Annotated in this window: 1 protein-coding gene (running past one end of the window); it reads right to left on the bottom strand. The window is 73.7% G+C overall.

Annotated elements, in window-relative coordinates:
* Positions 1-15,582 carry the 5' end (the start) of a non-ribosomal peptide synthase/polyketide synthase gene (locus tag LX14_RS12355; RefSeq protein ID WP_253647480.1) on the bottom strand. 16,704 nt of this gene lie to the left of the window's left edge, so the window shows 15,582 of its 32,286 coding nt (coding positions 1-15,582); its start codon is at positions 15,580-15,582; its stop codon lies beyond the left edge, outside the window.

Below are 15,582 nucleotides of genomic sequence, written 5' to 3'. Positions count from 1 at the left end.
TCGACGGTCGGCGGCGGTCAGCGGACCGGGATCGTCGGCGTCGCCGATCGATTCGACGAGCACGGTCGTCGCGTGGACGGAACCGGTGTCGCGACGGTCGGCTTCGCTGGTGAGGACGACGCGCACAGCGGCGGTGGTCAGGATGTCGGCCAGGCGGTCCGCGGGCGCCTCGGGGTCGACGGGGACGTACTGCCCGCCGGCGACCACGACGGCGTGGATCGCGACCACCAGGTCCACGGACCGGCGGAGCACCACGGCGACCGCGTCCTCGGGACCGACGCCCTCGGCGATCAGCCGTCGGGCGAGCCGGTGCACGCGGGCCGCGAACGCCCCCATCGTGATCGGCGTCCCGTCGGCCACCAGCGCGACGGCCTCGGGGTCGGCGGTGTAGGCCGCAGTGAGGACGTCCGCGAGGGTGTCCGGCGCCCGGTCGACCACCGGGCCCTGCTCGGCGACGGCGATGGCCGCGCGGTCCGCGGCAGCAAGGAGGTCGATGTCGCCGACCGCGAGCTCGTCGGGTCCCGTGGTCACGGCGTGGAGGACACGCAGCAGTCGGTCGGCGAGGTCGAGGACGGTGTCGGGGTCGAACAGGTCGGTGGCGTAGACGATCTCACCGGGCCAGTCCGCTGCACCCGCGGTCGACACGGTGACGGCCAGGTCGAGTCTTGCGGGCGGGGGGCCGGGGTCGAGGACCTCGATCCCGTCGAACCGATCCGGCGCCGGCGACTGGTCGAGCGAGAGCATCACCTGCGCCAGCGGGGCGTACGCCTGCGACCGTGCGGGCGCGAGACGCTCGACGAGATGCTCGAACGGCACGTCGGCGTGGGCGACCGCGTCGAGGTCGGCCTCGCGGACCGCCGCGAGGAGCCCCGCGACGGTCGTGTCGGGGGTGACGGCGGTGCGCAGCACGAGGGTGGTGACGAACATCCCCACGACGGCGTCGAGGTCGGCCTGGCCGCGCCCCGCGGTCGGGGTCACGACGGCGATGTCGTCGGTCGCCGACAGCCGTGCCAGCAGCACCGCAAGCGCCGCGTGGACCACCATGAACTCGGTGGCCGCGTGACGCCGCGCCGCGGACCGCACCTGCTCCGCGAGTGCGGCAGGCACCGTGAACCGGATTCGGTCGCCGCGCTCCGACGCACGCGGCAGCCGCGGACGGTCGGTCGGGAGCGGCAGCACGTCGGGGAGACCGTCGAGCACGCGGACCCGGTGGGCGACCTGCGATCCGAGCGGTGTCGCGGGGTCGTCGACGGATCCGAGAACTCGTTCCTGCCACAACGCGACGTCGGCGACCTGCAGCGACAACCTCGGCAGATCCGGTGCGACGCCGGCCGATCGCGCGGACCACGCGGTGACGAGGTCGGCGATTAGGGGACGCATCGACTCACCGTCGACGGCGATGTGGTGCATCGCGAGCGCAACGGTCGTGGCGGCGCCCTCGCGGATCATCCTCGCGCGCAGCGGGAGATCGGTCGTGAGGTCGAACGGCCGGGCCAGGAGGTCCCGCACGCCGTCCGCGGCGGCCGGTGCATCGACCTCGAGGACGAGCCGCTGCGCCGCCTCGGCGAGCGGCAGCACCAGCTGCGTCGCGCGCCCCGCGTGTTCCGGGAACACGGTGCGCAGCACCTCGTGTCGACCCAGGACGTCGAGCAGGGCTCCCCGCAGGACATCGGCCTCGACCGTCCCCGTCACGCGCAGGACCAGCGGGATCGTGTACGCCGTCGACTCGGGGTCGAACCGGTTGAGGAACCAGATGCGCTGCTGCGCGGTGGTGAGCGGGATGTGCTCCGGCCGGGGCTGCGGGGTGATGGGCGGGAGCGCTGCACCGCCCTCCCCCGCGCGCACACGGGCGGCGAGGCCGCGGATCGTGGGCGCGTCGAAGAGGTCACGGACCCCGACGCGCACCCCGAACGCCTCGGTGACGCGGGCGACGACCCGCGTGGCCGACAGCGAGGTGCCGCCGACGTCGAAGAAGTCGTCCGTCGCGCCGATCTCCGCGGCACCGAGCACGTCGGCGACGACGCCCGCGACCACGCGCTCGTACTCGTCGACGGGTGCGACGGCCGCGGTGGTCGTCGCGATCGGGGCGGGCAGCGCCGACCGGTCGAGCTTGCCGACGGGGCTCAGCGGCATGGCGTCCAGCACCGTGACGGTCGCGGGGACCATGTACGCGGGCAGTGTCGCCGACAGGGCACTGCGCACGTCGGCGGCGAGTCCTGCGGTGTCCGTCCCGCTCGTCGGCTCGATCCATGCGGCGAGCGATGCCGCAGCACCGTCGCCGACCATCTGGACCGCGGCGCGGCGCACCCGGGGATGGCGCAGGATCGCGGTCTCGACCTCCCCGAGCTCGAGTCGTTGGCCACGCAGCTTCACCTGACCGTCGGATCGGCCGACGTAGGTGAGCACGTCACCGCGGTGGCGGACGAGGTCACCGGTGCGGTACATCCGGGTGCCGTCGGGCGCGGCGACGAATCGTTCGGCGGTCCGGTCGGGGCGGCCGTGATAGCCCCGCGCCAGACCGGGCCCGGACAGGTAGAGCTCGCCGAGCGTGCCGTCGGGCACGGGCCGCAGCCGGGCGTCCAGAACGCGTGCGGTCACCCCGGGCATCGGCGTGCCCAGAGGGACCGACTCGTCCACCGCGAGAGGGGAACTGGTCACCGCGAGGATCGTGGTCTCGGTGGGTCCGTAGCCGTCGTAGACCGCACCGGGCCACCGCCCGACCTCCGCCTGCGGTACGGCCTCGCCTCCGGCGAGCAGGTGCACCAACGGCAGGGACGCGGGATCGGGAAGAGACGCCGCCACCGACGGGACGAGGAACGCGTGGGTGAGGTGATGCCGCGAGATCCACTGCTGCAGATCCGGTCCCCCGACGACGTCGTGGGGTGCGACGACCAGTGGTCCGCCCGAGACGTCGGCGCCGAGCACCTCGAGCATCGCGGCGTCGAACGACGGCGAACTGATCCCCAGCCACCGCGCACCCGGTGTGGAGGCGTGTCGGTCGCGCAGTGTGGCCGCCACGGCGGTGAGTCCCGTGTGGGTGACGAGCACACCCTTGGGGGTCCCGGTCGACCCGGACGTGAAGATCAGATACGCGCCGGCCTCGACCGACACCGTCGGCCACGTCGTCTGCGGACTGGAACTCAGTCGCAGCGCGGTGAGGGCGGCGGCGTCGAGGGTGATGTGTCCGCCGCTCGCGCCGTCGGGGTCGACATCGGCACCGACGAGGACCACGCGTGCACCGGATTCTTCCAGGACCATCCGTCGGCGCCCTGCCGGGTACCGCGGATCGACCGGGCACCAGATCGCTCCCGCGAACGCCACTGCCCGCAGTGCGACCTGGACCGCGGCGGACCGGCGGAGGAGGCCGGCGACCACCGTTTCCGGCCCGACGCCGATGTCGATGAGGTCGCGCGCGAGGGCTGTCGCCGCGGCGTCGAGCTCCCGGTGGGTCCAGGTGCCGTCGGCGTCGACCACGGCGACGGCGTCGGGATCCTGCCCTGCGGTGCACATCTCGCCGGAGAGGATGTCGCGGAGCAGCAGCGCCGGCGGTGCCGGTGGTCCGGCGAGCACCGGGGTGTCGTGGGCGGGGAGGAGGACGTCGATGTCGCCGACGCGCACGTCGGGGTCGGCCGCGAACGCCGTGAGCACCGCGACGAACCGCTCGGCGAGCGCCCGCACCGAGTCGGTGTCGAGGAGATCCGCTGCACCGGTGACGCGTACGCGCCAGGCGTCGGGTGCGGTCAGGACACCCACCAGCAGATCTACTTTCGCGTCGTCGGCGGGGACGGCGATCGGCTCGACGGTCACCCCTGGCACCGACGCCGTCGCGAGCGGCGTCTCGTGGGCGACCGTGAGCAGCACCTGGACCAGCGGCGGCACGGACGCCGACCGACCGGTGGCACCGGCGAACCGGTCGACGAGGTGCTCGAACGGGGTGCGGTCGTGCGCGAGCGCATCGAGGTCACGTCCGCGGACCCGGGTGATGAGTTCGGCGACGGAGTCGTGCGGGTGCACCGGCGTGCGGAGAACGACGGTGTTGACGAACATGCCGATGAGATCGTCGATCTCGGCACGCCCGCGACCGGCCACCGGCGTCCCGACGACGACGTCGTCGGTGGCGGCGATCCGCGCGAGCAGCGCAGCCAGCGCCGCGTGGACGACCATGAACACCGACGCCCCGTGACGTCGCGCGAGCGCCTCGACCGCGCGCGAGACGGGCTCCGGTACCGGGATCTCGACGGTGGCGCCCCGGCCCGTCGGCGTCGCGGGGCGCGGTCGGTCGAGCGGGAGGTCGACGACGGCCGGGGCGTCGGCGAGGGTCCGGGTCCAGAACGCCAGGTCACCCGCCTCGGCGCGCTCCCCGTCGGCCGGGGTGTCCGCCTCGACGAGGGCACGGTGCCAGACGGCGTAATCGGCGTACTGGACGGGCAACTGGGGCAGATGTGCTGCGGGCGAGCCGATCCGCGCGGCGTAGGACGCGAGGAGGTCGCGCAGGAGAATCGGGACGGACTCGCCGTCGGCGGCGATGTGATGGACCGCGACCACCAGGGCGGTCGGGTCACCGGGTGCGACGCGGACGCGGATCGGCAGGTCGGTGCGGAGGTCGAACGGTGAGCCGAGCACGGACAGCGCGCCGCCCTCGCTCTCGACGGTCGCCACGTCGACGAGGCCGGCCGCGGTGTCCGCGTCCAGGATGCGCTGCATCGGACCGGCGGCGTCCTCCGGGTAGACGGTGCGCAGCACCTCGTGGCGTGCGAGGAGGTCGACGACCGCGGCCCGCACCGCTGCGACGTCGACGACACCGTGCACCCGCACCGCGAGGGGGATGACGTACCCGGCGGTCGTCCGGTCCTCGTCGAGACGGTTGAGGTACCACATCCGTTGCTGCGCATGGGAGAGCGGGATGCGACCGGTGCGGTCGACGGGGACCGGCGACGAGGGCGTGGGTCGACTCGCGGCGACGGCGGCGTCGGCCGCGTGGACGATGTCGGCCACCGTCGACGCCTCGAACACCGCCCGTACCGCGATGTCGTGGCCCAGCACCGCCGAGAGTCGACCCGCCACCCGCGCGGCGGTTAGCGACGTGCCACCGAGGTCGATGAAGCCGGCGTCGTCCGGGACGACGCCGAGACCGAGGACGTCGGCGACGACGCCGCGGACGATCTCGGCGAGCTGGCTGCCCGTCGCCGGGGTGTCGGCGATGTCGCGCGGGGTGTGCCGGACGACGTCAGGCGCGGCTGCGGCGGGGAGGAGCTCCCCGGTGCGCGACCGTCGCACCGCCAGGCCGAGACGGACCAGCCGCTCCCCCGGTCGGCCGTGCGGCGCGGCGACGAGCCTGCACGCGGACTCAACGGCGTCGCCGACCGTCCACCCGACGGCATCCCCGCCCAGGAACAGTTCACCCACGGCACCGGGCGCGACCGGGCGCAGACGCGCGTCGAGAACCCACACCTCCACACCGGCAACGGGACGACCGAGGGCGGCGGTCGTGTCGTCCGGGGAGACCTCGCGGTGCAGGACGCCGAGACCGCCGTCGACGGCACGGACCAGCACGTGCAGGCGGACGCGCGGGAACCGGTCGAACACGTCCGTCGCCGCGCGGACGGTCGCCGCAGCGCCCGTGGCAAGCGCGAGCCGCAGGAACGGGAGATCGGCGTCGGCCGGAAGGGCGTCGGTCAGACGGTCCGCATCGGCCACGACGACCGTGGTCTGGCCCGCCGCCGCGGCAGTGACGGTCGCCCCACCGATCAGGCTCCAGAGCGCGGCGGCGATCCCCGACGCGCCCAGGTCATCTCGGCCCACGGCGTGGGCGATGAGGACCTCGTCGCGCGAGTCGACGGGCATCCGCTCCGCCAACCATGTGAGGTACGCGGCGAGCGCCGCACGGCTGACGACGTGGCCGTCGACGACCACTGCGGGCAGCGCCGGATCGAGGGGCGGCCGGGGTGACTCGACGACAGCAGGATCGGCGACGCTGCCGGCGCCGAACGTGGCGAGGTCGGCGGGGGTGACCGGGATCGCGGCAGGGTGGTCGCCGGAGACGAGATGTCCACCGACGACCAGCGTCGCCGCGAGCGCGACGGCAAGGTCGTCGGACGGTGGGATCCGCACGGCGACCGCGGTTCCGGGTCGCACACCGCGGCGGGCGAGGTCGTCGGCGATGGCCGTGATGCGCAGTCCCCGCGGCCCGGGGAGCACGTCGGCCAGATCGACGGGCGCTACCGGCGCGGCGTCCGGGACCGTCGGCGATCCCGTCGACGACGGGACCGCGAGGTCACCGACCGCCCGGTGAGGGGTCGCGATTCCCTCGGCGAGGACGTCGGCGAGTTCCCGCGCGACCGCATCCACTGTCGCGACGTCGAACAGGTCGGTGGCGTAGGCAATCGCCCCCTCCAGCGTCGACGGCGTCCCGTCCGACTGCCGGGCCGCGGTGATGCCGACGGTGAGGTCGAACCGCGCGGCGGGCGGGCCCGCGTCGACCGGCGTGACGGTGAGGCCGTCCACATCCATGCTGCCCAGGGCACTACCGCCCAGACCGTGCTCGGTGACCGAGAGCATCACCGTCGCCAGCGGTGGCGTGTCCGCGTCCCGGTCGGCGATGCGCTCCACGAGCACCTCGAACGGCGCATCCGCGTGATCGAAGGCGGCGAGGTCGACGGCCCGGACGTCACCGAGGACGTCGTCGAAGGTGGCGTCGGGGGTGACGGCGGTCCGCAGGACCAGGGTGTTCACGAACATGCCGATGAGGTCGTCGAGTTCCGCCCGACCGCGCCCGGACACCGGCGTCGCGATCGTCACGTCGGTCCGGCCCGCGCGGCGGGCCAGGACGACGGCGAGTGCCGCGTGGACCGCCATGAACACGCTGACCCCACGGTCACGACACCACCGGTCGATGGCCGCGGCGTCGACATCGGACAGCGGGATGTCGACGGCACCACCCCGTCCCGTCGGGGCGGGCGGTCGTGGACGGTCGGACGGCACGGCGATCGGGTCGGCGACCCCGTCGAGTTCCCCGATCCACCAGTCGATCTGGCGCGCGACGGGCGACGACGGATCGTCGGGGTCACCGAGGGTGTCGGCTTGCCAGAGGGTGACGTCGGCGTACTGCACGGGCAGCGGCGACAGCGTCGGTGCGGCACCGGCGACGCGGGCCCGGTACGCGGCGACGAGATCACGGGTGAAGGGCCCGACCGACTCGCCGTCGGAGGCGATGTGATGCAACACCACGATGAGTTCGTGCTCGTCTCCGGCGACGAGTTCCTGGGTGCCGGCGTCGATCCGGCGGATCCCCGCGCGGATCGGGAGGTCGCGCGTCACGTCGAACGGCCGGGTCGCGAGTGCCGCGACGTCCTCGGTCACCCACCACGACGCCTCGTCGACGGTGTCGTGGACGTGCTGGTCGACCCTGCCGGCGTCGTCCTGCCGGAACACGGTGCGCAGGCTCTCGTGGCGGGCGATGACGTCCCCGATCGCCGCACGCAGCGCCGCGACGTCGAGGTCGCCGTGCAACCGGAGCGCGAACGGGATGTTGTAGGCGGGCGACGTCGGGTCGAGACGGTTGAGCACCCACATCCGGCGCTGCGCCGGGGAGACCGGGATGTGCTCGGGACGTGGCCCGCCCACGATGGGCCGTGTGGCGGCGCCGGGCGCGGTCATCACACGGCGTGCCAACTCCCGCGGGGAGGGCGCGTCGAACAGGTCCCGGACGCCGATCCGGGTACCCAGTGCGGCGCCGATACGAGCGGTGGCGCGCGTCGCCGACAGCGACGTGCCGCCCAGGTCGAAGAAGCTCGCCGTCGCCGACACGGCGTCGAGACCGAGCACCTCGGCGACGACGTCGGCGATCACCTGCTCGGTGCGACCCGAGGGCGTGACCCGCGCCTCGTCCGCCGTGGACGTGGGATCCGGGAGCGCCCTGCGGTCCACCTTCCCGGATGCGGTGAACGGCAGGCGGTCCAGGACGACCCAGGTGTCGGGACGCAGGCCGGGCGGGAGCATCGCCGCGGTGTGTGTGGCGAGCGTCTGCGCCGTGAGACCCGGGCCGGCCACCCACACGACGAGACGGTCGGCGACGACGCCCGCGGTGGCGGCGACGACACCGTCGGCCGTCGCGACGACGTTCTCGACTTCCCCGAGCTCGATGCGCTGCCCGCGCAGCTTCACCTGGAAGTCACTGCGCCCGAGATACTCCAGCTCACCGTCGACGGTCCACCGGACGAGATCGCCGGTGCGGTAGAGGCGATCCCCGGTACCCGACGGGTCGGCGACGAACCGGTCGGCGGTGAGATCGGGGCGTCCGGCGTACCCCCGGGCCAGCTGCACACCGGCGAGGTACAGCTCACCGGTCGTGCCGGGTTCGACGGGGTGCAGGCGACGGTCGAGGACCGCGACCCGCGTGTTGGCGACGGGCCGTCCGATCGGGACGGTGGTCGCGTCGATCGTGACCTCGTGGGCGGTCACGTCGATCGCCGCCTCGGTCGGGCCGTAGAGGTTGTGCAGCCGCGCATCCGGCGCCGCGGCCAGCACCGCCGTCGCCGTCGCGGCGGGCAGGGCCTCGCCCGACGCGATGACGTGCCGCAGTGATCGCAGTCGCGGATCCCCCGCTGTCGTCGCGGTGTCGGCTGCCCGCACCGTCTCGGTGAAGACGGCCATCATCGACGGCACGAAGTGCAGGCAGGTCACCCCGGCGTGCTCGACGAGGGAGACGAGATAGGCGGCGTCGCGGTGTCCGTCGGGGTCGGCGATCTCCATCGTCGCCCCCGCGATGGGCGGCAGGAACACCTCCCACATCGACACGTCGAAGGTCAGCGGCGTCTTCTGCAGGACCACGTCGTTGTCGTCGAGGTCGAGATCCCGCTGCATCCAGACGATCCGGTTGACGACGGCGTCGTGGCTGACGGTGACGCCCTTGGGGCGACCCGTGGATCCGGAGGTGAACAGCGTGTATGCGGCGTCGGCGCCGCGCAGCGGGGCGATCCGGTCGGCGTCGGTGACCGGTGCCGTGTCGGGTACCTCGCCGGTGCAGTCGACGATCGTCTGCGGCACCGATGCCGCTACTGTCGGCCCGTCGGGTCCGACGAGCATCCGGACGACCGATGCCGTGGCGCAGATGTACTCGACACGGTCGGCGGGTGCATCGGGATCGACCGGGACCGCGTGACCACCGGCCGCGACGACGGCATGGACGGCGACGACCATCTCGATCGACCGCGGGATACACACGGCGACAGCGACATCGGGTCCGACACCGACGGCGATGAGGTCACGCGCGAGACGGGCCACATGCGCCCCGAACCCGCGGGCGTCCATCACCCGGTCGCCGTGGCGCAGAGCGATCGCCTCCGGCGCCGCGGCGCACCGGGCGACGACGAGGTCGGGGAGGCGGGCATCGGGGACGTCGAGAGCCGGTCCGCGCCCCCACGTGGCCACGAGATCGGCGGTGGCGCTGTCGATGCTGTGCAGATCGCCGACCGCAATGTCGGGGCGATCGACGAGGGCGGTGAGCACCGCGGTGATCTGGTCGAGGATGTCGGCGGCGGCCCCGTCGGCGACCAGCGACGGCCGGTACTTCAGCGTGAGTGTCAGCCCGTCGTCGCCGGGCGCCGCGACGACCGCGACCGGGTAGTGCGTCGCGTCGGCCGTCCGGATCGCACGGATGTCGGGGCCGGCTCCGCTCGCCAGGGATTCGGAGTCGACGGGGAAGTTCTCGTAGACCACGAGGCTGTCGACGGCCACGTCGACGTCGACGGCCCGTGCGATGTCGTCGAGGCCCACGAACTGGTGGTCGACGACAGCCGTGCGGTGGCGGTGCACGCCGCGGACGACGTCGGCGACGGTGTCGCCCGGGGCTGCGGTGACCGCGACCGGGACGGTGGTGATGAACAGCCCCACCATGCGGTCGACGTCGACGACCTCCGGCGACCTGCCGGCGACGGTCTCGGCGAACAGCACGGTGTCCTCGCCGGTGAGTCGCGCGAGCACCACCGCCCAGGCCGCGTGGATCGCGGATCCGGCTGTGGCCCCGAGGTCGCGGACGCGGGTGACGAGCGCATCGGTGGTCTCCCGGTCGAGACGGAGCGTCACCTCACGGTGGTCGGGACCGGCGGTCGCGTCGTCGGGCGGTGGCAGGACGGGACCGACGAGGGTGGGTCCGTCGACCCCGGCCAACGCCGTGCGCCACGCGGCGAGCGCGGCGGCGGTGTCCTGCCGCGCGAGCCAGTCGAGATGGCGCTCGAAGTCGAGGACCTCGACGGCGACCCCGTCCCCCTCGTCACCGACTCCCTCACCGTCCGCAGCTCCCCCGAGGAGGTCGGTCAGGAGTACCGGCCCGGACCAGCCGTCCAGCAGGAGGTGGTGAGCGGTGATGATCAGCGAGACGAGCGGCTCGCCGGTGTCCGGCTCGTCGTGGCGTACCGCGACGAAGCGGATCAGCCCCGGGGCGGCGAGGTCGAACGGACGGGCACGCTCGTCGTCGGCGAGTGCGGCGATCGCCTTCTGCGCAGCGGTGTCGGCGGTGAGATCGACCTCGCGCCAGTGCGGTCGGGTGTCCGGGTCGACGACGACCACGGCGCGACCCGAGGTGAGGCGGTGGAACGTGGACCGCAGCGCCGGGTGCCGGACGAGGGCGCGTGCGGCCGCCGCGCGCAGGCCATCCGGCGTCCGGCCGCCGCCGAGCGTGATCACCGACTGCGTGACATAGGGATCGGTCTCCTGCGGCTCCGGTCCGTGGAGCCCCCCACCCGCCAGCTCGGCCTGGAAGAACAGGCCCTGCTGTAGCGGGGTGAGCGGCCACAGGCGGGCGCCGGGTCGTCGGCGGAGGAGGTCGTCGATCTCGTCCTGGACGAGACCGGTTGCCGCGACGTCGGTCTCGCTGGGACCGGGGGTGCTCGCCCGGACCGCCGCGACGATCTCCCGCAGTGCGTCGACCCAGCCGTCGACGAGGACCCGGGCGCGTCGCTCCGCGACCTCGTCGCCTCCCAGCGCACCGGGGGCGACGGTGACCTCGGCACGCACCCGGCGCCCGTTCTCGTCGTGGACGATCGCGGTCGTGACCGTCACGGCCGCCAGTGCGGCCATGTCGCCGTGGACGACGGCGGGCAGCGACGGCGCGTCGGCGACGGGCGTGAACGCTGCGGTGTCGGACCCACTGCGCTGCAGCGTCCCGAGGTGGTTGACGGTCACCGACGGCAGCGGGACGTCACGGAGCGGCGAGTCCGGCGACCAGCGCAGCGATCCGAACGCGACACCACGATCGGGGGTGCGGACGACCGCGTCCTTGGTCGCCTGGACGAGACGGATCGCGGCGTCGACCCCGGTACGTGGGAGGTCGGCGCGTGGCAGGTGCACGGCGACCGGGGCGAACGCGGTGAACCACCCGACCGTGCTCGACAGGTCCGCGCCGGGCGCGATGCTCTCCTCGCGGCCGTGGTTCTCCACGAGGACCGCGACACGGTCCGCGTCGGATCCGGCACCGAGGGCGCCCAGGACGGCCGCGAGCAGCAGCACGTCGATGCCGGTGCCGAATGCTGCGGTCACGCCGTCGAGCAGGTCCTCCGACAGTTCAGCGTCCAGCGTCGACGCGACGGTGCGCGCGTCGATCTGGTGATCGCGGGCGGGATCGACGACGATCGGTGACCCGTCGACGACCAGCGCCGGCACCGACAACCTCTCCCGCCACAGCGGGATCTCGTCGGTCCGTGCGGAGAGGTCGGCGAGTACCTGCGACCACCGACAGAACGACGTCCCCCGCACCGGGATGTCGATGTCCGCGCCCGAGGTGTGCTGCCACCAGGCGGTCGCGAGCCCGGTCACGATCGCCTGCCAGGACACGGCGTCGACGGCGAGGTGGTGGACGGCGACGACGAGCCGGCCGGGACCGGCGATCGGTGTGACGCCGACGGCTGCGACCAGGACGCCCCGCGCGGGATCCAGTGTCGACAGGGCGGTCTCGTGGGCTCGCCGGACATCGTCATGTCCGACCGTCTGGCTGACACCGGACAGGCCGATGTGCACATCGGCCGGATCCCCGGCACCGGCCGTGACGGTCCAGATGCCGTCGGTCCGTGTCAGCGACGCCGTGAGCATCGGGTGGGCGGCGACGACGGCGGTCAGCACCGCGCGGAGATCGTCCTCGGTGACGCCCTCCGGCAGCGACAGCACCGTCGACTGCGAGAAGTCCCGTACCGCGGCGAGATCGGCCGGGTCTCCGGCGAGGTCGAGCATCCACGCCACCTGTGGCGGCAGCGGCATGGTGCCCGTCGGTCCGTCGGCGGGTTCGGCCAGTGTGGCCGTCTCCACACCCCGGATGCGGTGGGCCAGCTCGCGCACCGTCGGGGCGGCGAACACGTCGCGTGGTGTGACGGTGAACCCGGCCGACCGCAGCAGTGAGGTGAGACGGATCGCCGCGATCGAGTCGCCACCGGCGGCGAAGAACGATGTCGTCACCGACACGGCGTCGACGCCGAGCACGCCGGCCACGATGTCGGCGACGACCTGCTCGTCCCGGGTCGCGGGATCGACCTGGGTGTCCCCGGCGACGACGGTGAGGTCCGGCGCCGGCAGTGCACGGCGGTCCAGTTTGCCGCTGGTCCCGATCGGCGCATCGCCGAGCACCGTCCACACCGTCGGCCGCATGTACGCGGGAAGCGCTTGCGCCACAGCGGCCTTCGCGGTGTCGAGGACGGCATCGTCATCGGGGGCGACGAGGTAGGCGGCGAGATGGTCGACGCCGGCGGGCGCGCGGGCGACGACGACCGCGGTGTGGGTGACGCCGGGGACGGTCGCGAGGACGGCCTCGATCTCCCCCAGCTCGACGCGCTGGCCGCGGATCTTCACCTGGGAGTCGCTGCGGCCCAGGTACTGCAGGTCCCCGTCGCGGGTGCGTCGCACGAGGTCGCCTGTGCGGTAGAGCCGCTCGCCGGTCGCGAACGGGTGCGCCACGAACCGTTCGGCGGTCAGGTCGGGGCGGGCGGCGTACCCCCGGGCGAGCTGGATGCCACCGAGGTACAGCTCACCGACGACACCGTCGGCGACGGGGTGCAGGCGCGCGTCGAGTACATGCGCCTGCGCCCCGGGGACCGGGCGGCCGATCGGGACGACGTCGGCGACGACGGGGAGGGGCGCGTGGAGCACCTCGACAGCGGCCTCGGTGGGTCCGAAGAGATCGTGCAGGGCGGCGCCGGGCAGCGCGGCGCGAGCGGCGCGGGCCACTGCGGGGGTGAGCGCCTCACCGGAGCAGAACAGGTACCGGACGGCCCGCAACCCGGCCAACCGGTCCGCACCGACGACGTCGAGGAACACCGACAGCATCGACGGGACGAAGTGGATGGACGTGACACCGTGCTCGGCCACCACGGCCGCGATGTGCTCGGGGTCGGTGTGGCCGTCCGGCCCGGCCACGACCATCCGTGCGCCGGACACCAGCGGGGCGATCAGTTCGGGGACCGAGACGTCGAAGGTGACCGGTGTCTTGAGGAGGAGGGCGTCGACGGAGTCGAGCGGGAACGCCCGCAGACCCCAGCGGATCCGGTTGAGCACCGAGCGGTGAGACACGGTGACGCCCTTGGGGCGTCCCGTCGAGCCGGAGGTGAACAGGGTGTAGGCGGCGGCGTCCGGGTGCACCGGCGCACCGCGCTCGACGTCGGTGATCGTCGGTGCGGGACGGGTGTCGACCACCACGGGGATCGCGCGGACGCCGCTGTCGCGCAGCGCCGACGGGAGGTCACCCGCGACCAGGGCCAGCGTGGCCCCGCTCGTCGCCAGCACATGGGAGGCGCGGTCCGGCGGCGACGTCGGGTCGACGGGGACGTAGCGCCCACCTGCGGCGAGGACCGCGTGGATCGCCACGACCATCTCGACCGACCGCGGCAGGCTCACCACGACCGCGGTCTCCGGCCCGACCCCCGCGTCGAGCAGCACACGTCCGAGACGGGCCACCGCAGAACCGAACTCGCCGAAGGTCAGCGCCGCCCCGCTCGTCCCGTCGACGACGGCGGTCTGCGACGCGTGGCGGGCGACCGCGTCGGTGACCACGGAGGACAGCGTGTCGTCGCCGGTGACCCCCGGCCCGCCGTCAGCCGCGGCGAGAGCGGCGACGCGTCCCTCGGACTCGAGGAGGTCCACGTCGCCGAGCGCGGTCGACACGGGCTCCTCGACGAGCGCGACGAGCATCCGGGTCAGGGCGTGGGCGATCGTCGTCGCCGTCTCGACGTCGAAGAGACTGCGCGCCACGGTGACCACACCGTCGAGCCCATCCGAGGTGTCGGTGACGCCGATGGTCAGGTCCACCTTGGCGGGCTCGGGTCCCGGATCCGCGAGGGTGACGGTCAGGTCGCCGACCGTGGAGGAGAGGGCCGCTCGGGTGGTGCCCTCGTCGAGGACCAGCATCACCTGGGCGAGCGGTTCGAACGACTCCGACCGCACCGGGTCGAGCGCGTCGACGACACGCTCGAAGGGGACGTGGGCGTGGGCGAACGCGTCCAGGTCGGCGTCGGCGACCGCACCGAGGAGCGTGTCGAGGTCGTCGGCGGGGTGCAGGACCGTGCGCAGGACGACGGTGTTGACGAACATCCCCACCAGCGGGTCGATCTCGGCGCGGCCCCGCCCGGCGACCGGTGTGGCGACGGTGATGTCGTCGGTTCCGGTGATCCGGACCAGGACGGCGGCCAGAGCGGCGTGCACGACCATGAACAGCGTCGCCCCGCGCCCGGTCGCGAGCGCCCGGAGGCGGTCCCGGATCTCGGCGTCCAGCGTCCAGGTGATCGTGTCGCCCTGCGCGTCGGCGACGGCGGGGCGCGGGCGGTCGGTGGGCAGCGGCAGCAGGTCGGGTGCGCCGTCCAGCACGGTGCGCCAGTGCGACAGCGACCGCGCCAGGTCCGACGTGGGATCGGTGGCGTCGCCGAGGGTCTCGCGCTCGGCGAGCGCGTGGTCGGCGTACTGGATCGGCAGCGGCGCCCAGTCCGGGGCGGTGCCGGCGACGCGCGCGGCGTAGGCGGTCGCGATGTCCGCGGCGAGGATCGGCGCCGACTGCCCGTCCGCGGCGATGTGGTGCACGGCGAGCACCAGCAGATGGTCGGTCGGCGTGGGCGACGCGATCCGGCCGCGGAGCGGGAGGTCCACGGTCACGTCGAAGCCGCGGCCCAGCACGGCGCGCGCTGCGCTCTCGGAGTCGGGGCCGCGCAGCGACTCCCAGTCGAGGCGGTCGTCGACGGCCGACGTCGGCAGGACGACCTGTGCCGGTTCCGCGTCGGACGACGCGGGGTACACGGTGCGGAGCACCTCGTGGCGGTCGACGACATCGCGCACCGCGCGGTACATCGCGGCGGCGTCGAGGATGCCGTGCAGCGTCACGACGACCGGGATCGTGTACGCCGACGAGTCGGTGTCGAGTTGGTTGACGAACCACATGCGGCGCTGTGCGTGGGACAGCGGGATGCGGTCCGGTCGGGGACGGGGTCCGGTGGGGATGCGCGTCGCGGCGGCCCGTCCCGCCAGTGCTGCGGCCAGCGCTCGAGCACTCCGGTGGGCGAACAGGTCTCGGACACCGACGTCGACACCGAAGGCGTCGCCGACACGGGCGACCAC

Source organism: Williamsia deligens, assembly GCF_024171765.1.
GTDB classification, from domain to species: domain Bacteria; phylum Actinomycetota; class Actinomycetes; order Mycobacteriales; family Mycobacteriaceae; genus Williamsia_A; species Williamsia_A deligens.
This window is presented reverse-complemented; position numbering and strand designations above follow the sequence as displayed.